This is a genomic window from Glaciimonas sp. PCH181 (assembly GCF_003056055.1).
GTDB lineage: Bacteria > Pseudomonadota > Gammaproteobacteria > Burkholderiales > Burkholderiaceae_D > Glaciimonas.
In genome coordinates, this window is record NZ_PYFP01000001.1 from 1,410,677 (window position 1) to 1,435,110 (window position 24,434).

Below are 24,434 nucleotides of genomic sequence, written 5' to 3' on the forward strand. Positions count from 1 at the left end.
TTGCTGAGTTCAACCTCAGTCTTAGTTGGCGCTTATTGATACGTGTAAAAACCCTGGCTTGTCTTTCTTCCGAGTTGGCCGGCATCGACCATCTCCTGCAAAAGCTTCGCTGGGCGATATTTGGAGTCACCAAAATCACGATGCAATACGGTCATAATGGCGAGGCAGGTATCAAGGCCTATAAGGTCTGCCAATTTTAGTGGGCCAAGCGGATGATTTGCGCCCATCGTCATCGCGGCGTCAATCGCCTCTTTGCTGGCAACGCCTTCTTGAAGCAGAAAAATAGCTTCATTGATCATCGGCACGAGAACTCGATTCACGACGAAACCGGGAGAGTTGTTAACCAATATTGGCGTTTTGCCGATCGTTTTGGCAAACTCGATCGTGACCGCCACGGCATGATCGCTGGTCCGAATACCGCGGATGATTTCGACAAGTCCCATGGCCGGAACGGGGTTGAAAAAGTGCATCCCAATGAAGTTCGGTGCATCTTTCAACGTCGCTGCAAGTTTAGTAATGGAAACCGAGGACGTATTAGAGGCGATGATGCACTCCGCCTTCCTAATCTGGCCGACATCTTGCAATATCGACTGCTTGATCCGGACGTCTTCAGTGGCTGCTTCAATAATGAAATCAGCACCGGCGAGCGGAGCTAAATCTGTCGTGCCTACGATCCTGGCAAGCGTGCCGTCTCTATCTTGCCAACTGATCTTATCTTTGGCAACCAACCGATCCAGGTTCAATTCGATCGATGAAACCATCCGCTCCACCGACGATGCATTCAGGTCGTAAATAATGACGTCAATACCTGCGGCGGCAGAGACCTGCGCGATGCCGCTTCCCATTTGACCCGCGCCGATGATTCCTAATGCTTCTATCTTCATTTATTCCCCCATTTCGAACTGTTTTAAACCTAATCATTATCGTGTGCTAGTTTCGCACTTAGCACGCTGTATCGAGGCCTCCCATGCTCCCGCATAAAATCAGACAGAAATAATAAACTGCGCAAAATCAGGTGAGCGCTTTTCCCAAAATGCAGAAAATGTTTCCTATGCCGCGGGTGCTGCCTGAAGTGCAAAAACATGGATGCCTCCGTTCTAATCTGTGCGTCAATAAGGCGCAGTTGATTGGTTTGCTTGCATGGCTGATCGCGACCAGGAATGCATATAGAGAATTCTGCATTCTCTCGGGAATTCTCTTCAACAAATCTTCCAGATCATTTCCCCCGTAAACGTTCTTTTTCTCGGAGCAATTGAATTCGATGATAAATACCTCGTCTGCTTTTTTTATAATATCGATGCTGTTTGGTCCATCTGTAGAGTCATTGTTACCTGCTCTAGCTTTCACAGTTTTATCGGGGAAAATCATTCTTAGTACATACTCATATACCTGGGACTGCTCATAAAACAAAGAAAAGATAGGTGTTCCTTTGTTCCATCAATGCACTGGCATCGTATTGCTGCCAATCCTCTTGCTTGCTACCCAAATAGGTAGAAAACGCTTAACGCCCAAAGAGATTGGATCCGCGCACAGATTGGTGCAAAGGATATGACCTGCGTTGAAGCGCCTTCTAGTTATTTACTGAAATCGAAATTGGAGACTAATTGTTTCCTATTCTGAGATTGCGGCCTGAGAAAAATACCTATCGACCTCGCCTGTACTAAGGATGGAAGTGGAGCAAGACCCCTAATCCTGTAGGTTCTGTCGCATTAGCAGAGATAAATGGAACTGTTAGCAGGTTTTTGTTGCACTTTCAAACTGAACGAATTTGTGCTGCCAAAATATAAAACTGGTCGGCAAAAGACACCGAGTGTTCTGCAGTGACGATCATTTGCCCTTTGCGAATCATGTGCATGAGTTCGATGCTAGCCGGGACGTTTTAGCAGCCCGAAATGATTTACAGTTGAGCATCGGCTTGGTCACGCGCTTGATAGCGCGATGGTCCTGCTGGACCATGTTGTTGAGGTGTTTGACCTGCCGAACTATTATGAGAATTTCTTGGTCAGCATTGATCTTGTCAATCGCTGCCTTATTGACACCGCTTTTATCCATCGCAAATTTTTCAGGGATACCGTAAGCCTGTATAGGCTTGTCAAAAGAACGTTGGGCAGCCATTTTGGCCCGCGTGGTTGTCAATAGAAAATCGACCGTATTACCTTCATTGTTAACGGCCTGACAGAAATACTTCCAAACGCATTTAACTTTGATATAGATCTCATTCATTCACCAACTTCCACCAACCGGATGCTTGTATTTGCGAAGTCCTTTTTCCAACAAAGCAAAGAATCTGTTCGCCCAGCGATTAATCGACGAACGATCGAAAATCACATCCCTTTGATATTTTGCATTTCGATTCCCTCTTTTCTTCAGAGCCAGTAGCCCACTTGAGCGAAACGATGCTTTGCTTAACGCGACAAATCCGGTCAACAGACCCCAAGATATACTCTCATCAGACGATGCTTGCCGCCTCTTCAAAATTCAGGCGCGGACTACGAGCAAAAATCTTTAATGTATCGCCATAGCCCAAATTCACAAGAAAATTAGATTTGATTTTTGTGCCAGAAAAGAAGGCCTCGTCCAGTTTTACATTATCGAAACCTGACATCGGGCCTGTGTCAATACCGAGCGAGCGGGCGGCCATTATCAGATACGCACCCTGTAGTGCCGAGTTACGTTCCGCCGTAGATTGAATAAATGCATCTTTACCGGCAAACCATGATTTTGCATCAGTGTGAGGAAAGAGCTTAGGAAGGTTTTCATAAAATTCTAAGTCATATGCAACAATGACCGTAACCGGCGCGTTCATGGTCTTAGCCAAATTTCCCGGAGCAAGCGTTGGACGAATTTTATCTTTCCCTTGTTCAGAGCTGACAAAAACAAACCTTGCAGGACTGCAATTGGCCGACGTTGGCCCGTATTTTACTAATTCGTACAACGCATGAAGCTGTTCTACCGGGATGGACTTATCCAGCCAGTCGTTGTGCGTGCGTGCCGTCCGAAACAGCTGATCAAGTGCGGCATCAGAGAGGATTGTCATGATAATTTCTTTAAAATTGGGTTAATAATTGATGTTGCCGTTTTACTGTTAAATTAGACCCGATCGATATCCAGGTGAAATCATTATTCATATTAATGTTGAATGAGAAGACCATATCAAACGATCAGATATCCTCCTCCCCATTCGTAATTCTTGGCGACAATATAATCTCTTCTCCACCAAGTTCCGCATGCGGCCTACAATCCAAACCTATATAAATTTTTATGATGTTTTCAAATAGCGGCTTTTGACGTTTTGCGCGCTATTTATCAAGCCTAAGCAGTTTTCTGGCATTGTGTTCAAAGATGCACGAACGCTCCAGCTCCGATATATCCAGCGCATTTACTGCATCAATCGTTCCACCGATCAAACCTCGTCCGCCCTGTGAGTCGAACGGTGCATCGGTTGCAAACAGACAGTGATCGGTCTTGAAGAAGTCGTGGCCACAACGCATGGCCGCAAGCGATCCATTCGTCGCCGTGTCTGCATATAGCATTCGGTAATACTCAATCGGCTGTTTCTTCAATCCTGCTCGTTCTGCGGATGGATTTCGGTCGACATCTCCGTCGAAAATCTGCGTGAAGCCCAGGCCGATTTTCTCCGAAAAATATGGGATCATGCCGCCCATGTGGTGAGTGATAATTTTTAGCTGAGGGAGCTTATCGAAGAGGCCAGAAAAAATCAATCTGGCCATACACGCGCTGGTCTCATATGGCCAGCCAAAGGTAAACCAAACTTCGGCTTCAGAGACGGTTTCGCTAGCATAGTCTGCGAAATTAGGCCCGCGCATTGGATGCACCCAAATTGGCAAATCGTGCTTCGCCATCGTCTCGAATATTGGATAAAACTCTGGAGCGCTGAGTGGCTTGCCCAGCACATTGGTGAAAATCTGAATACCGCGTGCGTCCAGTTCATTGATCGCGCGCTCAGCTTCCTTGACTGCGGCCTCTGGATTGTTCATAGGCAACGATGCAATAAAAGCGGGAAAGCGCTCGGGGTATTTCTTACAAAGAGCTGCCAATCCATCATTGGCACGGCGTGCCAATTCCGGTGTGAGTTGCGGGCTTCCTAACATTTCAATCGGAGGGTTCGACAACGACAAGACCTGTTGGTAGCCATCATATTCATCCATTAAACGCAGATGTGCATCAATATCCCAAAGTGTGGGCAAATGCGCAAATTGATCGAGTATGGTGATATGCGGCGCGATTTCTCTAAGATTTTCGTAAATATTTTTTGGAAGGAAATGGTTGAATACATCGATTTTCATTGTTTGCACTCCTTTATGCTTTAGTTCATCTACTGCTAAATTTTGTTTTTGCGTTTGTCCCGACTTAATCGTAGACCACGGCCTTCAACGCAGGGGTCATCCAAGCGGCCCTAGGAATGCTTCGCCACGAAACGTATCTGCCCGAAGTTCAACCGTCTCTGGCCAGTTTTCATTATCGAACTTAACGCGCAGTTCATTAGGGCAAGGCTTGCCGTCCCAACCGATCTGCTCCATGCAATAGTAGAGATGCACCGCATGCCCTGATGGATCGAGTGCCAGGACAGAATAGTCAATGCCGGGAAACAACTCCTGAGGTAAGTAGCGAATGGTTGCGCCGCGCTTCTTCAAATAAATCACGGCGTCGCGCAGTTGAGCATAATCTCCGACTTGCAGACCGAATCCCATTAGGGTGTTTTCGGGACTAAGGCCCAACTCTTCGCGTATCGCAATCGGGTACAACGCAATAGAATGATGTTCCGTGTTCGCGCGCAGGAAATAACAAGAGTGACCGCTCCAAACTATCTCTTCCGTTAATGTTAGGCCCAGCACGTCCTTATAAAAGTGTACTGCGCGAGCCATATTCTTTACGAAAAGACGCACCGGGCCAACACGGGTGACTTTAAATGGGCGGGAAAGCAGAATACCCCCCACATCATAATTTGCAGGTTCCCGATCTTTCCAAAAAACACCTGTATTTAGATCAAGTCCTTTTGCCATTGCCTGTTGAACTTCAGTTGCTTCTGAAACATACGGAAGCTTCGGCAGTTCGTCGTTCGTCAAGGAGTAGATTTCTTGTGGCTTGCTGCGACCATTCCAGCCAATCAGCTCGATGCCGTAATAGAGCTCATTAATATTCCCATCGAATCCACGAGGATAACAATGCCAGTTGGATCCCGGTGTGTCCCGGCCCTGCCTAACAATGTCGAGGCCTTGCTGAGCGAGCCATGGAAACGCGTCGACCACTTCACGCAAACTGCCCACTTGCCATGTTATTTGATTCACCGTAATGTCTAGCATGTCGGCGGAAGGCTCAGCTATTGCCATCATCTGCCGCCTAGGAAACAGCGCAAAGGAATGATGCTCAGCGCCATGTCGTAATAAATACCCGATACCAGGGCCAACCACATTTTCGTCTAGTCCAAAAAATTGATTAAAGTCAAGAGTGTCTGAGACTGCAAAACCCAACACATCCGTGTAAAACGGGAGGCATGCGGCAACGTCGTCAACGCTAATGCCAAAGTGCCCAAGGCGTCTGATACAAAATGGCCTATCAAGGCGCACGCCGCCGACAACATTCTTTAGTTCATCTGCAGTCGTTAAGGAGTCCAGCTCCAATTTAGTTCGGTTTGACATGATCTATATTGAGTCTCAGATATTTTAATTGAAAAGGAAAAAACGCCCCCTAAATATGGGAGTTCTATCGAGGTACGGTAGAGCTTTACTATTCTTTACTATTAACAAACATCCCGAAGCGGTTGCACGGGTAAATATGCCAGCGGTAAGGTAATGATCTCAACACTTTTGAAATTCAATATTTAATGATGTTCTGTTTAAATGTATAAATTTTGAAGATAGCCATCATCCTCAAATTTTCTTAGAACAAAAGTAATATCAGATTCTGCTATGAAACTGACTATAACGGATTGGACCATATAACTAAAATGGCTCTTATCTATTCCATTAATTGAAAAATCACATAATCCATCTACTCTACAAATCGCATGCTGACAGAATGTACGAATTGAAAAGCGGCACCATTCGGCGTTTGTTTTGCCTCAGCCTCAGCGCAAAGGAGGTATTGTTGGCGAACAATATTCGCGTGCCACAGTTTCACTGATCCGCCGTATTCAATACGGCGTACTATCAGGTTCAGACCAAAATATGTTTTGGGTTTGGATACGCGGAAACAATGCTTTTAACTTGTAAAAATGGGCACTCTAAAATTGATATGTCACGAAGTAAGCACTCCCGTCGATGAGAGAGAATTTCACAAGTTCAGCATTTTTTTAAGGTGGAAATCCTGCCAATCAAACATCGCAAACCAGAACAAATCGCGCAAATTTCGGCACACCGAAGTTCTCACTGCCCGGGTTAAAGTTCTTGTGCAGCCCCTTAGGGGCGTGGGTATTTCAGAGCGAAGTTACGATCTCCGAAAGAAGGGCTATGGCAGGTTAAAAATCGATCAGACCAAGAAGTTAACATGATCAAGTGAAAGGTCGCTCACTATCCGCATTTTTGTTTAATGTCGGAAACGGGCGTTCTGATGTACTTCGACTGGACAAACGTCGCGTCGTACCTGCACCACAGAAGAATACGACGCGTCATTCAACGGTAGCATCACACATAGTGCATCAGCACCGTCCTTTGTTGATACCTTCGGCTGAAAGTAATTTTTATCGAATCAAGCTAATGCAATGTGTTTGATGTCTTCGATCGTCTCTGCGCCAGCAAGCTGCATCACCATTGCCAGTTCTTTGTTAATGAGTTCGAATACCGACTGTACGCCCATCCAGCCGCCAAGAGACAGGCCATAAATGACCGGGCGTCCCAGCCCAACGACATCCGCACCAGACGCAATAGCCTTAAAAACATCTTGTCCCCGACGAATACCACTGTCAAATATTATGGGGACGCGACGATTGACCGCCTTTGCAATACTGGGCAATACCGTAAATGTTGCAGGACTGCCGTCCAACTGCCGACCGCCATGATTGCTCACCTGGATTGCGGCAGCACCGGCATCGATGGCAATGCGCGCATCATCAGGGTGTTCGATACCTTTGACAATAACCGGCAATCCCGTTTCTTTGATGGCAAATTCGATGACCTTCGGATCTATCGTGATCGCGAAAGCACTGTTGAGTTGCTGGATACTCCCACCAGCACCTCCAGATGTAAGGTTACCGAACTGAAGTGGAAATTTGAAATGATTACGGGCATCAGCCTCCCGGTTCCCCGTCGCGGTGGTATCAACGGTCAATACAATGGCTTTGTACCCTGCGGCTTTTGCCCGTTGCAACAGTTCGCGACTAAAACCGATATCCTGCATCATGTACAGTTGGAACCATTTAGGACTATTGGATGCTGCAGCCACTTGCTCTAGATTCAGTGTCGAAACTGTACTCACGCCCATGATCGTTCCTGCAGCAGCTGCGCCCATCGCTGTGCCGGCCTCTGCACTGATATGTGCCAAACCATGCGAACCGATCGGTGGCACGATAATCGGAGAAGTAAGTGGAATACCAAAAATCTGGGACTTCAGGTCCACCGGTCCTTTACCGGTAAGAACACGCGGAATGATTTGTTTACGCCCGAATGCAGTGCGATTCTCGTGTAGAGTCCATTCGTCGCCCGCTCCGCCCGAGATGTAGCCAAATCCGCCAGCAGGAATAATCTTAGACGCCATACCCTCTATTTCAATAAGGTCGTTCAGTAACAATCTTTTTACTTCTGTTCCTGCACTGTAACCATCTGTATATATGGCATGCGGGGTTTCTGCGGCAAGTGCCTTCGATAAGATACTTTGCCCTGCAATGCCAGCCAACGCGGAGCCAGCCGTGAGGGACTTGATGACTCTACGGCGTTTTTCGTTGATCATACATTTCCCTTTCTATTAACATCCGCTTTTCATGTAATTCCATGAACCGATAATCGCAAATCTCACGATTTTTTAAAGAAGGCTTAAGTAAGCCTATGAGGATGCAGGGGGATGCCTAAATAGGGCCGAAATTTCGCCGACAATCCCGCGTCTGAAGGCCAGTACGCAAACAATGAAAATCAGACCGGTCGCAATATCCACTGATTGGCCAAGTGTATTGAACCACTCAATATGGGTCATCCGTGCTAGGAAGCTACAAAAATCACCTAGCTTGTTTTCCAGTGTGATGATAATAATAGCGCCAATGACCGGTCCGACGAGAGTGCCTAAGCCACCAACAAGTGGCATCAGTACCACCAGACCAGACATGCTCCAGTGGACATCAGTTAACGTTTCGAATCCGATCACGAGCGTCTTGGTAGATCCCGCCAAGCCTGCCAACGCAGCCGAAAGCACAAACGCGAGCAGCTTATACTTGTTTACGTCGTAGCCGAGGGAAACCGCTCGCGGCTCATTTTCCTTAATTGCTTTTAATATTTGGCCGAAAGGTGAATGGACGACACGTACGATTAGCCCAAAAGCAGCAACTACAATCGCCAGCACTAGGTAGTACAACACCATGTCGTTGGAGAGATCAATTATACCCAGCAACTTGCCACGTGGAACTCCTTGCAATCCGTCCTCTCCTCCAGTGAACGGGGCTTGCAGAAAAACGAAATACAACATCTGCGACAACGCCAAGGTAATCATCGTAAAATAAATGCCCTTCCGCCGTATGGCTAAACTTCCCATCAATAAACCGATGAAAGCGGCAAGACCTGTTCCTAGGATTATAGATACTTCAAGGGGCAGACCCATGCTTTTGATCGCGTAGCCTGTGATATAGCCAGCACCACCAAAGAAAGCAGCATGGCCGAATGATAACAATCCCGTGAAACCAATTAACAGATTAAAGGCACACGCAAACAGCGCAAAGCACATCACCTTCATTAGAAAGACGGGATATAGAAAGAAGGGTGCGCATACGGCGGCAGCGAGTACGACACCGTACCCGATTTTATTATTCATCATGTAATACTCCGATTATTTTTCTTTGCCGAACAAACCAGCCGGACGAATGATGAGAACGATCGCCATCACGATAAACACCACGGTCGAAGAAATTTCTGGGTAATACACCCGTGTCAATCCTTCTATTACTCCCAGCGCCAGTCCAGTGATGATCGAGCCCATAATCGAACCCATACCTCCTATAACCACGACGGCAAAGACGGTGATGATTAGATTAGATCCCATTAATGGCGAAACCTGGATCACGGGTGCAGCCAACACACCAGCAAACGCGGCCAGCGCCACACCAAAACCATAAGTCATTGTCACCATCAGTGGCACATTGACGCCGAATGCCTCTACCAGTTTCGGGTTCTCAGTGCCGGCACGCAGATACGCCCCCAATTTGGTTTTTTCAATTACGAACCAAGTCGAGAAGCACACAACCAGCGAAGCGAACACGACCCAAGTGCGATAGTTAGGCAGAACCATGAAACCCACGTTAGTGGCGCCAGCCAGGGCATCCGGTGCTGCGTAAGGCTGGCCCGACACACCATAAAACGAACGAAACAAACCCTCGATCACGAGTGTAATTCCGAAGGTCAATAATAGGCCGTACAAATGATCTAGTTTATATAACCAACGCAGCATAGTTTTTTCAAATACGATACCAACTATACCAACCAACAACGGTGCCGCAATCAGCATCACCCAATAATTGATCCCGAAGTAATTCAGACCTATCCATGCCAGAAATGCGCCCATCATGTACAACGCACCATGAGCGAAGTTAATCACATTGAGTAGGCCAAAAATTACGGCGAGTCCGAGCGATAGCATTGCGTAAAACGATCCGTTGACTAGTCCCAACAAAAGCTGAGCCCACAATGCTTGCAAAGGTATCCCGAAAATATCCATAGCGATTCCTATACTCCTAACAACTCGTTAAGCACTGGCATTTTCGAGCCTAGTTCCGACGCACTGAAAGATTCCACAATCTGCCCATGCTCCATCACGAGAAAACGATCCGCCAGCGGCGCAGCGAAGCGAAAATTTTGCTCCACCATCACAATCGTGTAGCCTTTTGCTTTTAGTGTACGAATCATCCGTGCGAGTGCCTGAACTATAACTGGTGCCAAGCCTTCTGAAATCTCATCAAGCAGCAATAGACTAGCGCCGGTACGCAAAATACGTCCCACGGCTAACATCTGCTGCTCTCCACCGGAGAGTCGCGTACCTTGACTTGATTTGCGTTCTGCGAGATTCGGGAACATGTCGTAAATTTCCGCGATCGACATACACCGATCAGACTTTGATAGGACCGGCGGCAATAGCAAATTTTCTTCGGCTGACAGCGATGAAAAAATACCTCGCTCTTCCGGACAGTAACCAATACCTAAATGGGCGATCTTATAAGTGGGCAAATTTATCGTTTCCACCCCATCAATTTTAATTGAGCCTTTGCGTGTGCCAGTTAGCCCCATGATTGCCCGCAAGGTCGTGGTGCGTCCGGCTCCGTTTCGACCTAACAGGGTGACGACCTCGCCTTGGTTAACGGATAAATTGACGTTATGTAGAATATGCGACTCGCCGTACCATGCATGGAGATTTTCTATTTCCAGGGCTTTTCTAATCATCAATGAGCTCCTTCCAGTGCGCAGGCCGTCGTTCCCATATACGCCTCCATCACCTTCAAATTAGTTGAAATTTCCTCATAGCGACCTTCCGCCAACACGGCACCTCGTTGGAGTACTGTGATTTTGTCGCAGATTCCGGCTACGACACTCATGTTGTGTTCGACCATCAAAATGGTGCGTCCTTTTGATATCTTTTTGATCAACGCTGTTACCCGACTTACATCCTCGTGACCCATGCCTTGCGTCGGCTCATCGAGCAACATTAGCTCGGGTTCCATCGCGAGCGTCGTGGCGATTTCCAGCGCCCGTTTGCGGCCATATGGAAGATCGGCGGCTACTTTATATGCAAAATCGGTGAGATCAACTTCGGACAACAAAGCGATCGCACGATCATCCAGCCTCGATAAACTGCGTTCGCTTTTCCAAAAATGAAATGAATTGTTCATCGCCCGTTGCAATCCGATTCGCACGTTCTCGATGACTGTAAGGTGGGGAAATATGGCCGAAATTTGAAACGATCTAATGATTCCCTGCCTGGCAATTTGGGCTGGTTCCGCAAACGTAATGTCAGACCCATTGAACAGGATTTGACCTGAAGTGGGTATCAGAAATTTCGTGAGCAAGTTGAAACAAGTTGTCTTTCCAGCCCCATTGGGGCCGATCAGTGCATGAATATGGCCGCGTTGAACCTTCAAGTCCACCGCATTGACTGCGGTGAATCCCTTGAAGTCCTTAGTCAATTTCTTTGCTTCTAAAATGACATCGTCCATACGGTCTCCTCCCTTCATATTTATAAACATCCCGCTTCGGGGATATAACATTCTGATCAAATTTAATCGGTATATTATTTAAAATGCTTTATGAAGAAATCGACTGTCGACGCAAATGCTTTGGTCGCTTCGGGTTCGCTGTAGGTTTTGCCACCTACACGAGCAAATGCGTGGTCTGCACCTGGATATTTCTCTATCCTTACATGAGGATTGGGCGATAATTTTCGTTCTAACAGTTCGTTAACTTCTGCTTGCACCCACCGATCTCGCATAGCCATGTGCAGCAAGAAAGGCCGATGAAGATTCGAAACTTCACGAATATTATGTTCAATGTAAGTGCCGTAATAGGCTACTGCACAGTCGATATCTGTGCGGCAACACATTAGGTAACACAACTTACCGCCAAGACAATAACCAACTGCACCCACCTTGCCATTGGACTCTTTAAGCGATTTCAGATAAATCGCCGTATCTTCCATATCCTGCACACCAAGGTCATAATCAAAATCGTAGTAGAGATCAAACGCCTTATTGATATCCTCCTGATTGCCGTCTGACAACTCGACTCCCGGCTCCTGCCGCCAAAATAGATCTGGGACGAGACAAATAAATCCTGCTTCGGCAAATTCATGTGCATGGTGACGCATGGTGTCATTGACGCCCCAGATCTCCATAATCGCGATGACGGCTCCCTTCGGAGGCCCATCTGGAATTGCCAAATAAGCGCCCATATTGCCATCTCTAAGCGGCACTATAATGTTTTCTGTTCTCATCACTATCTCCTTAATGTGCAACTAATTATCGCGGGCTGCGACCTTACGTTTGTGATTCCGACAGACGCTTTACCGCCCTCTCGATCAGGTCACGATGCTCATCGGTGGAATGTGCAAGCGCCTGGAATGCCCCTGACATCTCGAGAATCGTTTCAAGGCGACTCCACTGTGCTTCACGCATTAACCGCTTTGCCATGCGGAGTGCATGACCAGGGTTGGCTGCAATACGTTGGGCTAGTGCCACCGCTTCAGAAAGCAATTGATCCGGCGGTACAACTTTCGATACCAAGCCACACGCGAGTGCCTCGCTGGCATTGATCGTATCGCCAGTGAAGGTCAATTCAGCTGCCTTGCTTACACCGATGATTCGTTGCAAAAGCCACGCGCCGCCATCACCAGGAATGATGCCTATCTTGACGAAACTTTCTGCAAATGTGGCTCTCTCGCTGGCGATGCGCATATCACACATACAAGCAAGATCAAGCCCCGCACCAATCGCTGGTCCGTTAATAGCTGCAATGACGGGCACTTCCAGATTGTAAAGCGACAACGGAATGCGATGAATTCCATCTTTGTAGATATATCTCTCATCGATAGGACGTGCAGACGGATCAAGTGCACGTACGAGCATCGCTTTAATATTTCCACCAGCACAAAAAACTTTGCCCGCTCCAGTCAACACGACCGCACGTATGGAGCGATCTAATTGAATCCGTTTGCAAACCGCTTCTATACCCCCAAATTCTGTCTCCGATGACAAGGTGTTACGCGTTTCCGGCGAGTTAAGCGTAACGATTGCAACGCCATTGGCCTCTTCGTATTTTATAAAATCATTCATGATTTTCTCCAGTTACTTTTCATGGCGGTACTTTAAATAATTCCACGCGCGGCAAGTAAGGCAATTTCGCAGCTCTCCATGCCGAGCTCTTTCAGCACGCTATTTGTGTGCTGTCCGAGTGTCGGCGGTGCCGAGCGATATTCGACAGGGGTTTCAGATAAGCGAATTGGATTTGCAACCGACGGCACCATACCTGCCAGTGGATGGGGTAACTCAATTTGCATTCCTCGCGCCTTTACATGCGGATCGTCGAACACGTCCTGCAACGTATTGATCGGTCCGCAAGGAACACCAACTTGTTCCAGCAACGCTACCCATTCTTTAGTCGTGCGCATTACGGTCTCTTGTCGCAGCAATGGGATCAACTTTTCACGATTAACCACGCGCGCCTTGTTATCAGCAAATCGTTCATCTTTCGCCCATTCTGGATGACCCACCGCATCGCACAATTTGGCAAATTGAGCATTGTTACCCACGGCCAAAATCATATCGCCGTCTGCCGTCGGAAAATCCTGATAGGGGACAATGTTCGGATGGGCATTTCCCATCCGCTTGGGTGCCACACCGGTTATCAGGAAATTCATGTTCTGATTTGCGAGAGCTGCGATCTGCACGTCGAGTAAAGCCATGTCGATGTGCTGCCCAATCCCGGTGATATCACGATACGTAAGAGCTGCTAATATCGCGACGGTTGAATAGAGGCCAGTGAGAATATCGGTCAGAGCAACGCCCACCTTCTGGGGACCAGCTCCCGGATCTCCTTCCTTGCCCCCGGTGATGCTCATTAATCCACCCATCCCCTGAATGAGAAAATCATAACCGGGGCGTGGCGAGTATGGGCCGGTTTGTCCGAAACCAGTTATGGAGCAATATATAAGTTTAGAGTTAATTGCCTTGAGAGATTCGTAATCAAGGCCATACTGCTTGAGTCCACCGACTTTGAAATTTTCAATCACGACATCAACATTTTTTGCGAGCTGACGCACAATCTCCTGCCCCTCAGGTGCAGTTATGTCTATGGTTACTGATTTTTTATTACGGTTCGCACTAAGAAAGTACGCCGCCTCAGACGTTTCGTTACCCGAACCATCGTTTAAATAAGGCGGGCCCCATGAACGCGTATCATCGCCTACTTTTGGCCTTTCAATTTTGGTTACGTCTGCACCAAGGTCGGCAAGCGTTTGGCCGACCCACGGTCCGGCCAGTACACGTGATAGATCAAGGACACGTAAATGCGAAAGTGCTCCAGACATTATTACAATCCTTTTGCTAATGACGACATATTCTTTGGAAGCTGAATTAGGTCTATGATGATGTCGTTAAAAATACCAACACATTGCAGTCGTGAATTTTTGTGTAGAATCAACGCTGCCCTGGCTTATAGCCTCGACTAGTGCGTTATTGGCATATAAGTTTCTAATGCGCCGGCACCTCCTCCTCATCTATTTCTTCAAGCAGTACGCCCTTTGTTTCGATGCCGATAAGGTATAGTGCTATTGCGGCGAGAAGGTAGGTCAAAGCAAATGTATGGAGTACGTACTTACCAAGATTGTTAGCCAGCATGTAGCCGATCACCGCCGGTGCAAGGAAGGAACCGATTCTACCGATCCCAAAGAACCACCCGACTGCGGTCGCGCGAATACGGGTGGGATATAGTTCAGCCGCATAAACGGCGCTTGCACCAAATACGCCTGGATTAACCCAGCCGACAAAAGCGATTGCTACAACCATCCACATGCCATTCGCAGTTGCAAACCAAAGGTGAAAGGCAGCCCCAACAAAATAATAGAAAAACAATACTGGCCGGCGTCCGTATCGGTCAATTAAAAATGCGCATACGGAATAACCGGCAACGGCAAAAATGGCTTGAATTAATTGAAACCCGATTGCTTGACTCAATGAGAAGCCACGCTGGGTCAGGATCGTTGGCAACATAAATAAGATGCCGTTAGAGGACCATAAAAAGCAAAAAGAAACGATCCACAGCAATATCGTACGCCGGCGATGTTCTGGCGCGAGCAGATCCAAAAAAGTTACGCCTGGATTGTTTGAAATTGTTTCTTCAAGGTTGGTATTTTTCACAAGCGGCTTAGTACCATTTACGATGGGACTGGACGCATTGGAATCCAGCGCAGACTCTGTGATGATATCAACCGTACGTTGCGCTTCCGCTACTCTCCCTCTGCTAAGCAAATAACGAACAGACTCCGGCATGTGACGGCGAACGAAATACAGCAAAGCTGCCGGTATGATGCCAATAACAAACAGTGGCCGCCAACCATAGGTAGGAACAATCGCCAAACTTAGCAGTGCAGAGATGACTAGGCCAAGCGGAAATGCCGCCATCATTAACCCGGTTGCACGACCTCGTACGCTGCTTGGCATGAATTCAGAAACAAGAGTAGTGGCGACGGGGACTTCCCCGCCAAGACCGAAGTTCGATCCAAACCGTGCGATGCCAAGTGTGGCCAAGTTCCAAGACGCTGCAGTGAGACCGGTAAACACCGCGAAGATGCCGACCGTAGCTTTAAATGCAGTTCGTCTACCAATATAGTCCGAAATGGTGCCCCAAAAGAGCGCTCCCAAGAAAGCGCCGACCAGTCCGAGAGTTGCCAGCATTCCAGCTTGTGCTGGATCCAGATGGAACTCCTTCGATAGGGATGGAAGTGCTGTCCCGAACATCGCAAAGTCGACTGCATCGAATAGAACCCCAAAAAATGCAACCGCGACTAAATTACGGTGCCATCGAGAGAATGGTAATCGATCCAAACGGTAAACGAGCGCTTCCGAAAGTTCTACGAGCGTAGCTATGATGACTCCTAAATTATTTTAATTGGACGCTTCTGTGCTGTGCTATCCAGATTGCTCAAATAACGGACGATAGGTAACTAGCCGATACATAACATCTGACGAAGGTTGTAATAAGACTCCGACATTAATCACTCTCTCAATCCAATTTTTTAATATTTTCCGAGAGAGCGCTTAGTGCGTCCGTACTTATTTCTGATAGCAGTCAACTAATCATTGACGCTTAAGACGACACGATTCCTTAACATTCCAAGTCCATCAACTTCAGTTTCGACAATGTCGCCAGCTTTCAAGAAAGTTCCAGTACTCTGGCCGACTCCACCGATCGTACCCGTCATAAAGATATCCCCTGAGTGGAGCGTCATCATCTCGGAAACATATTCAATTTGCTCTTCTAAAGAGAAAATCATATCGTCCGTATTACCGTTCTGTTTGGTTTCTCCATTTACTTTCAAAGAAATATGGAGATTAGAATAATTAGGCACGAATTCGCGAGGAACAAAAAAAGGGCCCATTGGAGCGAATGTATCGAAAGACTTTGAGGCAAACCAATCAGAGCGGAAATTCGGACGATCTGCGCGCCATAATAAGTCACGACAAGTGACATCATTTGCGGTCATGAACCCGGCAACATGCAGCATTGACTGGGCGGCTTTGATCCGTTTTCCGGGTCTCCCAATCGCCACAGCGACTTCAGCTTCCCAGTCAATCTGATGCTCACCGGACGGCAACACGATATCGTCATATGCGCCAATTAGTGCGCTGGGAGCTTTCAGAAAAAAATACGGTTTTGCGGTACTTTTATCACCGGCAAAAATTTTGGTCTTGTCCACGTTTCCAGCTGCCTGAGTATAGTTACTCATTTCGGCTACATGCTCTCGGTAGTTTGCTGCCGAATTCAGCATTTTTGAGGGCTTTTCGATAGGCGGTCGTACGCGCAGTGAAGACAGATCGTAGACCGACTCCTTTAGCCGATCTGATGCTATATCTTCACTCCCGATAAATGCTTCCATTGCCTGGAGAACTGCGAAATTATTATCCCAGTCTTGAAGCAAATTGCTGATGCTATCTGCTGCGGACAAGGTTCCCGTCAGGTTGAAGCTGGAGTCTCTGTAATGGGCATGGACGATGGAAATAGCAACGACCTTCTTTCCCAAGACCATTCCCACGAATGCATCGCTATTCTGATCAGAAAATGTGCCGAGTTTGAACATTTATAACCCTCCGATGCTATTGCTGGATTTTAGTTTTCTAACGATTGATTTGTGTCTAAATACTTCGAATTACTTTTTAACAAGCGCACAACGACTTTCGGATAGCGAGGGAAAGGCTTCTGCCGCAGGCACAGTTCTACGTATATGGTAGTAGTCCCATGGATATTTAGACTCTCCCGGTTTTTTGACTTCAATAAAATACATGTCGTGGACCATCCGACCATCCGCTCTAACCTGCCCATTTTTTGCAAAGAAGTCGTTGACCGGCGTATCCCGCATCTTTTTCATGACCGCTTGGGTGTCATCGGTGCTGGCAGCCTGGATGGCCTTAAGGTAATGCGTAACAGCTGAGTAGACGCCTGCCTGGTTCATTGTAGGCATCCGCTTCATCTTCGCGTAAAACCGTTTGGACCATGCACGCGTCTCGTCATTGCGATCCCAATAGAATCCATCAGCCAAATACATACCTTGTGCAGTTTTGAGTCCCAAGCTGTGAACATCGGTGATTTGAAGCAGTAGTGCTGCCAGAGTTTGCTTCGGCGTCACGCCAAACTCTTCAGCGGCTTTGATTGCGTTAATTGTGTCGCCGCTCGCATTTGCAAGACCGATCACTTTTGCACCGGATTGCTGAGCTTTAAGTATGAAGGAAGAAAAATCCGACGCGAGATATGGATGCCGAACCGAACCCAACACTTTTCCTCCACCCGCCAGTAGGACTTGCGTTGCACTCTTCTCAAGGCTAACCCCAAACACATAGTCAGCGGTCAGGAAGTACCAGCTATCAAACCCTTTTTTTAGCAACTCACGTGCCACAATACGCGAAAGTACATCTGTATCAAAAACCCATTGCACGGTGTTATTGTTGCAATCCTCATTGGTTACTCGGGTGTTCCCGGTTCCAGTAAGGAGAACAATCTTGTTTTTGTCTTTCGCCACCTGCATAACAGGCAATCCCTGAACAACCACATCGACGATCATATCGACTTTGTCTTTATCAAACCATTCACGTGCCTTAGTCGCTGCGATATCTGCCTTATTTAGGTGATCGGCGGACACAATCTCAATCGGTATTCCCAACACTTTTCCGCCAAAATCCTGAGCTGCCAGTTGCGCTGCATATACGGAGCCGGGCCCGGAAAGATCGGCATTGACTCCAGATAAGTCAGTTAGTACGCCAATTTTTACAACGTCATCTGAAATCTTTGGCTGAGCCACTGTATTAGCAACATAACTCGCAACTAAAAGCGCCAACGCTAAGCGAGCAAATTTCTTAATTTTCATATGTCTCCTCATTTATATTTCTAACTTCTTTATGTATACGAAACGAACTTTAAACTAAAGAAATTGATAGGAAAAATGATATTTTTCTATATTTTTGATAGAAATCTCGCATAGTAAATATTCCAATTGCTGTGAATCTAAAATGTTGATCGCCAGAATTTATGATGACTGTTAAATATCTTGTTTAAATGATTCGGATAAGTGCGCATTTCGCTGTTCTGCTCTTGACGTTTTTTTGTTTGTTATTTATGTACTACAGCGTGAATTTAAAATGTCAACGCTCAAACAATAAAAATAGGAAAGATAAAAAATGAGCAAACCGAATTTAGAAGAACTACTTCAACAGAAAGCAGAGCTTGAAGCGCGTATTCAGCCAACCAAAAATCGTGAAGCAGTAGAGGAACGAAAATGCGAGACCCGACAAAAATTTCTGGCAAGTGCTTATGTCATTAAGCTGGCAGAGAATGACTTAAAAAAGCTAGGTAAGGAATTGATTACGGCAGGAATGTTGGAGTCAAGGGACTGTGCTTTATTTGGAGTAGCAAATGATTTTTATGTCGCTGATTCTGATAGTCTGGCTTTGGTCTGATTGATTTTTACAGCACTATTGGAAAAGCACCTGGACGGGTTAAAACACTTGGCCAAGCTGGGCAGTTACACAGAATTACTTACAGCCTCGATGTCGCGTTCGCCAACCATATACAGAGCCGGAGCCATGACTTTGGCACCTTGAAGCTAGCTAGTAGCTCCCAATTTCGATAAGCTTTGCCGTCTTTGACCAACCCAGCCAGGTCTATTTCCCGAAAACGAACCGCGGTACGCAAGTCGATGACCAGTCGCTGTACGACGATGAAGACGTACAAGCAGTTATCGGCATATTCAAAACGCTGGCTGATTCGGTACGCGCGCAACGCGGCAAGTGGCAATGCATTGTGCTGGATCATGCCAGAGATGAAATCTATGGCGGAATCGACGAGCTCCACGAGGTGGATGTCTGGCGGGACGGCAAAAAACTCATTCCACCACACTGGTACGAATGAGCGCGTCGTCAACAGCTTTTCACACTATAGATCTGCCAAGTTATGGATGGCGGCATAGTTTTGGGAATGGGGCATATTGACCTAGATCATGCCCCAAAAAAGCTGGATACAACTGGACAGCGGCAGACGCGGCGCGTGTCCGGATTATCGACAACCTGTTTCTCGATTCAGGGTTTCGGTGCACTACGTTCAACTCCAACAACCTATATTTTCTGCTGGCAATCCATGCAATAAATATTACCGCCGAACCTCGCCGTGTGAAACCAACACAGTTTGGCTACATGGTAACCGGCAGCGGTGCCGCAAGAATGGCAAACGGCCAACTTTGGCTTTTCCCTTTGTTGTTCAACCTCGGCTGAAAATTGCGGTATAACTAGAGGATTAGATTGCCCAGTCGGCGCTAATGCATGCGATGTTTCCTGATATACGGCCTACGTCGCACTGGAGTTTCCATCATCAGACTTTAGTGGACGAATGGCGGCAACAAAAACGGTACTCTGTTCAATGCATTCACGCCGAATGATATAGGGCGTAGCCTCCTTGCTGCGCATTAACTTACGCACCTGTGATCGCGACGTTGTTTTGCCGAGACCCGATGTAGAGCCTCCGTGCGTGAACATGATATATTTCTTCCCCGCCGCTTGGGCCGTGATAAGGCTGTCCAGGGCAACGTCCCAAACTTCCTGCATATTTTCATGATATAGCCTAGTGATCTTTTCCTCTGACCAATGAAAATCCACTTCGACCAGATCAGGCAGCAATTCACGGTACTCCACCCAGTTGCGGATACCATATTTGAACTTCATTGCAGCGTCCTCCTTTTTTTGTTTACGTGAATTGCACCTACTAGGGTGGGCTCTATAACGCCGGCGCATTGTATTGGCAATGAGGGCACAAAAGACAATTGCCGCAGCGTGGCTTGCCCTCCAGGCATATAGCTACCTCACCGAAAGCGATCTTGCATAATACGGTTGGAACTCATGACGGAAGTGCGTAGGCAACTTTGTTGTCAGTAATATTTATAGCTCCACGCTTTAATAACTGTTCAAGAAGCCCATCAAGCTCGTCGTCAGCAAGCTGATTTACGAAGAGAGACTTTATAGTGCTTCTAAGTATCTTGAGCGTTCGAGGCTTTGATGTTCTGTTTTTCGAGAGATTGTCGATTACCGCATCGATTTTCTCAGGAATCGACTTGGTGTTGGATATCTTGAGCAACGGAATATCAGCGATTGACGTCGACCACTGACAAAATATCTTTTGTGTCTTCAGATGTTTGATCAGCGGATCGAAACCTGTGTCTTTTGAAATGATGTGGAAATATGCATCGGGTGTCGCTGCGGCCAGTCGCCCGATGTAATACGCGATGTGAAAGTCGAGCGCGTTACCACCGTTCCCATCAATCTGGATGTACTCAGCATCAGGCCCAAACACCTGGAGGGCACGAGCCATATCCAAAGGAATTTTTGCTTGATTAGCGCCAACGAAAACCTTGATCTTGAATGGCTCTCCATTCAACAGACTCATATTCTTTGGCTGGATATTTTCGAAATCCACCAGCACGAAATTTGTTCTCAAAAACTCCCCCAGTCAGCGCGGCTCAAATAGCTATTAGCGTTAATGTATCAGCTTGCGAGACCAAGCAATAAAAATCCCGCCAAAACGTCATAAACAGCGCAGAGAATTCCTCTGCTCAATATGCCGTCATCACGTCGATTCCAAATAAATACAGACTTATATCACCGCTTTGAGAATGGAAACAACCACTCTCACTCGTCGATCTAAATCTCAATTAAAACTCAAGGAATTCCATGGATAAAAATATCGCCTTCACGCTGCTCAACACCATCGTCGGGGCTCTAACAATTGTCGTGTTTTCTCCGGTCTTCAAAGCGAGGAATATGGAAGATCTAGTTGAAGCGCTTAAAACCAGGCCTGTGCTTGCGAAGGCTGTCGCTAGCAAAAGTTCACGAAACTATATCTACAGCTGCATCTACTTGTTCATATCGCTTGTTGCTTATGTCGTGATCGCCATTGGCAATGATGTGGAAATCGACATCGACCTGGCGATTTCTACCCTTGTGATTTTGCTCGCCATTACGCATGCCAGAGTGTGGCAATTACGCACATTACTTCGCCCACCAGAAAGCCATCTTGTTCATACATAGACGATGCAACTTTTTCATTCGCATTCTCAAACCCGCATGACGTCCCCATTCAATCAACTATTACGATCAGGAGTCCCGATGGGATCAACTAACTCCCCTCTCGAAAGTCTCGCCGCATTTGCCATCGTGTTTGTGGTCAGTGCACTCTCCACCATTTGCCTTGGTGCGTACATCACAAAAGTAAAAAGGGATGGCGACCATGGCGCTTAACCGCATGGCCTCGACCAGAACCGCCATCTCCCTCCACCACCCGAAAGGAGCAACACCGCATGCCACTTACCTGTCCGCAATGTCATTCTGAACGGATTCATATCCATAACTACGCTAAAAAAACCTGTGGTGCCATTGGTGCGGTCGCTGGTGCCACGGCCGGTGCGGTCGGCATTGCCAGCGGCGCGGAAATCGGTGCGGTCACCGGCTTGATCGCCGGTCCTGCAGGTGGGGCGATTGGCGGCATTGCGGGCGCGATCATCGGCGGCCTGCTCTGTGGCGCTACGGGCTGCGCAGCGGGAGTCAAGCTGGGTGAAATTATTGATGAACATGTCCTCGACAACTATCATTGCCTGGCCTGTCAGTACGCATTTAGTACGCCCCCTGCTGCTGACGATCATGAACGAAATGACTATCGATCTCCCCGCGATCATCCGCCCGACTATGATCAGGAAGACGATGATGACCTCGCATCCGACCTGCATGACGACTTCTTCCGACCCGACTTTTCGCATCCGTAGTTCCTCGCTAGTTCTTTCCCCTTACCTTTCCACCCTCTCTTGCACGTGCGCTGTCCCTGCTGTGATGCGCAGCGGCATCCTCACGTGCACACCCTTTAAAGGAAATACGCAATGGCACATCTCGTCGAACAAATGGCGTACGTCAACGCCACACCCTGGCACGGCCTCGGTAACCGTCTGACCGCCAAACAACCGCTCGAAGTCTGGGCTGAACAAGCCGGTATGGCATTCAATATTCTGGAAACGCCGGTCCGTTACATGTCGGAGTCGGCCGGTGCACTGGGCGCGATCATGTCGTTTCCAGAACAGAAGGTGCTGTATCGGTCCGACACCAAAGCCCCGTTATCGGTGGTTTCCAATCGCTATCAGGTCGTGCAACCACGCGACATTTTGGAGTTTTACCGCGACCTGACCGACATCTCCGGTTTCGCACTGGAAACGGCGGGGGTACTCAAGTTCGGTCGCAAAATCTGGGCACTCGCTAAAACCGGTCAATCGGGCACGCTGAAAGGCAATGACACGATCAACGGCTATTTACTCTTGGCCACCGCCTGTGACGGCACGCTGGCGACCACTGCGCAATTCACCAGCATCCGGGTGGTGTGCAATAACACGCTGGCAGTCGCGCTGGCGAATGGCAACGGTGCTGTCAAGGTGCCGCACAGCACCAGCTTCGATCCGCAAGCCGTCAAAAAACAGTTGGGCATATCGGTCTCGGCCTGGGATGCATTTCTATATCGCATAAAAATCTTGTCCGAGCGCAAGGTGAAAGCGCACGAAGCGATGAATTATTTCTTGCGAGTCTTTACCGATCCGGCCACCACGGCCACTGGTCTCAGCAACGAACGGGCGATGAAGAAAGTCCAGGGGCTATATGACGGTCAGGGCAAAGGGGCCGCATTGAGCTCTTCCAAAGGGACGGCCTTTGGTCTGCTGAATGCGGTGACAGAGTATGTCGACCATGAGCGCCGTGCGCGCAGTCCCGACCATCGGTTAGAAGCCGCATGGTTCGGTGCCGGGGCCACGTTAAAACAGAAGGCGCTGGAACAGGCCTTGCTGATGGTCGCTTAAGTTTTTCCCATCAACGTCATAACCGCCCGGCCGAGTGCTCACTCGCCGGGCTGTATTCTTTTAGGAGCCTATGATGGCCATAGCAGAAAAGAGGCATGCAACACGGACCGGTCGCCCTGCCTTGAAACTGGTCAAGACCAACGATTTGAGTCGGGACGACTGGTTATCGGTGCGCAAGCGCGGACTCGGCAGTAGCGACGCTGGCGCTGCCGTTGGCTTGAATCCGTACCAATCCCAATTGGAACTATGGATGATCAAAACCGGGAGAGATGGCAATTTACCCAAAATCGATCCCAACGATGAAACCAGTCCGCTGTATTGGGGCACGTTGTTGGAACCCATCGTCGCAGCGCATTACACCCGCCGCACGGGCCACCGGGTCCGTAAGATCAATGCGGTGCTGCAACACCCGGAATTTCCCTGGATGCTGGCGAACATCGACCGGGAAGTCACCGGCGCGGCAGATGTGCAAATTCTGGAGTGTAAAACCGCTGGTGAATTTGGGGCACGGCTATGGAAAGACGGCGTGCCGGAATACGTACAGCTACAAGTGCAACATCAATTGGCGGTCACCCATAAAGCGGCAGCGGATGTCTGTGTACTGGTCTGCGGGCAAGAAATCCGGATCTATCGGATCGAACGGGATGATGCATTAATTGCCCGGTTGATCGCCTTGGAACAGCAATTCTGGCACTACGTCGAATCCGATACGCCCCCACCGGCTGATGGTAGTGACTCTGCTGATACTGCCTTGCGCTGCCTGTATCCGCAGGATGCTGGCACCACCCTCGATTTCAGCCACGACCGCAGGATGTCCGCCGCCTTTGCCGACTTGCTCGTTGTGCGGGAGGAGATCGCCCAACGTGAACACATCGCTGAAACACTGAAGCAGCGAATCCAGCAATGTATGGGGGACGCCAGCAAAATCCAGTTCGACACCGGATCCGTCAGCTGGAAACGCAGCAAGGATGGCCTCGGGATCGATATCGAGGCGCTGTTGAAAGATCAACCCGATCTGCGGCAACGCTATCCTCTCGTCAAACCCGGCAGTCGCCGCTTTCTCATTACCACGTAGTTCCTCGTCGTTCAACCGAAGTCGGTCGCCCCTCCGCTCGGGCTGTTTGTGCTGCCTGCCCCGAGCGGAAACTGGG

25 protein-coding genes are annotated in these 24,434 nt (G+C 48.1%); 7 read left to right on the plus strand and 18 right to left on the minus strand.

Going from position 1 to position 24,434, the window contains the following annotated elements:
• Positions 1-32: 32 nt before the first annotated feature.
• The 16 genes from C7W93_RS06375 to C7W93_RS06460 form a co-directional block, all read right to left on the minus strand.
• On the minus strand, positions 33-884 hold the full coding sequence (locus C7W93_RS06375; RefSeq protein ID WP_108439270.1) for a 3-hydroxybutyryl-CoA dehydrogenase: 852 nt from the start codon (positions 882-884) through the stop codon (positions 33-35).
• Positions 885-1,845: 961 nt separating this feature from the next.
• A complete protein-coding gene (locus tag C7W93_RS06385; protein ID WP_108439272.1) occupies positions 1,846-2,223 on the minus strand; it encodes a DDE-type integrase/transposase/recombinase in 378 nt (125 codons plus the stop codon).
• A gap of 226 nt (positions 2,224-2,449) precedes the next feature.
• Positions 2,450-3,037, minus strand: a complete 588-nt coding sequence (locus C7W93_RS06390) for a malonic semialdehyde reductase (protein WP_108439273.1) — start codon at positions 3,035-3,037, stop codon at positions 2,450-2,452.
• 262 nt (positions 3,038-3,299) lie between these two features.
• Positions 3,300-4,307 (minus strand): amidohydrolase family protein, encoded by a 1,008-nt coding sequence (locus C7W93_RS06395; RefSeq protein WP_108439274.1) that lies wholly within the window; start codon positions 4,305-4,307, stop codon positions 3,300-3,302.
• A gap of 96 nt (positions 4,308-4,403) precedes the next feature.
• Entirely contained in the window at positions 4,404-5,660 is a 1,257-nt protein-coding gene (locus tag C7W93_RS06400; RefSeq protein WP_108439275.1) for a VOC family protein, read from the minus strand.
• Positions 5,661-6,708: 1,048 nt separating this feature from the next.
• Positions 6,709-7,905: an alpha-hydroxy-acid oxidizing protein gene (locus C7W93_RS06410; protein ID WP_108439277.1), complete on the minus strand. Its 1,197-nt coding sequence runs from the start codon at positions 7,903-7,905 to the stop codon at positions 6,709-6,711.
• 93 nt (positions 7,906-7,998) lie between these two features.
• Positions 7,999-8,973 carry a branched-chain amino acid ABC transporter permease gene (locus C7W93_RS06415; protein WP_108440512.1) on the minus strand — a complete coding sequence of 325 codons (975 nt, stop codon included), beginning with the start codon at positions 8,971-8,973 and terminating at the stop codon, positions 7,999-8,001.
• 15 nt (positions 8,974-8,988) lie between these two features.
• The gene (locus C7W93_RS06420; RefSeq protein WP_108439278.1) at positions 8,989-9,873 is read right to left on the minus strand and encodes a branched-chain amino acid ABC transporter permease; all 885 of its coding nucleotides are present in this window, start codon (positions 9,871-9,873) and stop codon (positions 8,989-8,991) included.
• An 8-nt stretch (positions 9,874-9,881) separates the two neighbouring features.
• Positions 9,882-10,592, minus strand: coding sequence for an ABC transporter ATP-binding protein (locus tag C7W93_RS06425; RefSeq protein ID WP_201747170.1), 711 nt, complete (start codon positions 10,590-10,592; stop codon positions 9,882-9,884).
• Positions 10,592-11,362, minus strand: a complete 771-nt coding sequence (locus C7W93_RS06430) for an ABC transporter ATP-binding protein (protein WP_108439279.1) — start codon at positions 11,360-11,362, stop codon at positions 10,592-10,594. Before C7W93_RS06430 ends, C7W93_RS06425 begins: the two co-directional genes overlap by 1 nt.
• Positions 11,363-11,436: 74 nt before the next feature.
• On the minus strand, positions 11,437-12,135 hold the full coding sequence (locus tag C7W93_RS06435; RefSeq protein ID WP_108439280.1) for a dienelactone hydrolase family protein: 699 nt from the start codon (positions 12,133-12,135) through the stop codon (positions 11,437-11,439).
• A gap of 43 nt (positions 12,136-12,178) precedes the next feature.
• The gene (locus C7W93_RS06440) at positions 12,179-12,973 is read right to left on the minus strand and encodes a crotonase/enoyl-CoA hydratase family protein (RefSeq protein ID WP_108439281.1); all 795 of its coding nucleotides are present in this window, start codon (positions 12,971-12,973) and stop codon (positions 12,179-12,181) included.
• Between the two features lie 32 nt (positions 12,974-13,005).
• Positions 13,006-14,226, minus strand: coding sequence for a CaiB/BaiF CoA-transferase family protein (locus C7W93_RS06445; protein WP_108439282.1), 1,221 nt, complete (start codon positions 14,224-14,226; stop codon positions 13,006-13,008).
• A gap of 163 nt (positions 14,227-14,389) precedes the next feature.
• Positions 14,390-15,742: an MFS transporter gene (locus C7W93_RS06450; RefSeq protein ID WP_146177526.1), complete on the minus strand. Its 1,353-nt coding sequence runs from the start codon at positions 15,740-15,742 to the stop codon at positions 14,390-14,392.
• Between the two features lie 248 nt (positions 15,743-15,990).
• Positions 15,991-16,995, minus strand: coding sequence for a fumarylacetoacetate hydrolase family protein (locus C7W93_RS06455; protein ID WP_108439284.1), 1,005 nt, complete (start codon positions 16,993-16,995; stop codon positions 15,991-15,993).
• Between the two features lie 69 nt (positions 16,996-17,064).
• The gene (locus C7W93_RS06460; protein ID WP_108439285.1) at positions 17,065-18,276 is read right to left on the minus strand and encodes an ABC transporter substrate-binding protein; all 1,212 of its coding nucleotides are present in this window, start codon (positions 18,274-18,276) and stop codon (positions 17,065-17,067) included.
• Between the two features lie 310 nt (positions 18,277-18,586).
• Here C7W93_RS06460 and C7W93_RS06465 point away from each other — a divergent pair, with 310 nt between their 5' ends.
• Positions 18,587-18,865, plus strand: coding sequence for a hypothetical protein (locus C7W93_RS06465; protein ID WP_108439286.1), 279 nt, complete (start codon positions 18,587-18,589; stop codon positions 18,863-18,865).
• A gap of 169 nt (positions 18,866-19,034) precedes the next feature.
• Complete coding sequence (locus C7W93_RS25440) at positions 19,035-19,316, plus strand: DUF3732 domain-containing protein (RefSeq protein WP_225869861.1); 282 nt, start codon at positions 19,035-19,037, stop codon at positions 19,314-19,316.
• 431 nt (positions 19,317-19,747) lie between these two features.
• Here the strand turns inward: C7W93_RS25440 and C7W93_RS06475 are convergent, their stop codons facing one another.
• Positions 19,748-20,122 (minus strand): hypothetical protein, encoded by a 375-nt coding sequence (locus tag C7W93_RS06475; RefSeq protein WP_108439288.1) that lies wholly within the window; start codon positions 20,120-20,122, stop codon positions 19,748-19,750.
• A 172-nt stretch (positions 20,123-20,294) separates the two neighbouring features.
• Positions 20,295-20,891, minus strand: a complete 597-nt coding sequence (locus tag C7W93_RS06480) for a PIN domain-containing protein (protein ID WP_108439289.1) — start codon at positions 20,889-20,891, stop codon at positions 20,295-20,297.
• 233 nt (positions 20,892-21,124) lie between these two features.
• On the opposite strand from C7W93_RS06480, the gene C7W93_RS06485 reads away from it, so the two are divergent.
• The 5 genes from C7W93_RS06485 (at position 21,125) to C7W93_RS06500 (ending at position 24,358) form a co-directional block, all read left to right on the plus strand.
• Positions 21,125-21,481, plus strand: coding sequence for a hypothetical protein (locus tag C7W93_RS06485; RefSeq protein WP_108439290.1), 357 nt, complete (start codon positions 21,125-21,127; stop codon positions 21,479-21,481).
• 78 nt (positions 21,482-21,559) lie between these two features.
• The gene (locus C7W93_RS25245) at positions 21,560-21,691 is read left to right on the plus strand and encodes a hypothetical protein (RefSeq protein ID WP_255419117.1); all 132 of its coding nucleotides are present in this window, start codon (positions 21,560-21,562) and stop codon (positions 21,689-21,691) included.
• A gap of 59 nt (positions 21,692-21,750) precedes the next feature.
• Positions 21,751-22,212, plus strand: coding sequence for a hypothetical protein (locus C7W93_RS06490; RefSeq protein WP_201747171.1), 462 nt, complete (start codon positions 21,751-21,753; stop codon positions 22,210-22,212).
• 111 nt (positions 22,213-22,323) lie between these two features.
• Entirely contained in the window at positions 22,324-23,283 is a 960-nt protein-coding gene (locus C7W93_RS06495; RefSeq protein ID WP_108439291.1) for a DUF932 domain-containing protein, read from the plus strand.
• Between the two features lie 73 nt (positions 23,284-23,356).
• Entirely contained in the window at positions 23,357-24,358 is a 1,002-nt protein-coding gene (locus tag C7W93_RS06500; protein ID WP_108439292.1) for a YqaJ viral recombinase family protein, read from the plus strand.
• Positions 24,359-24,434 lie beyond the last annotated feature (76 nt).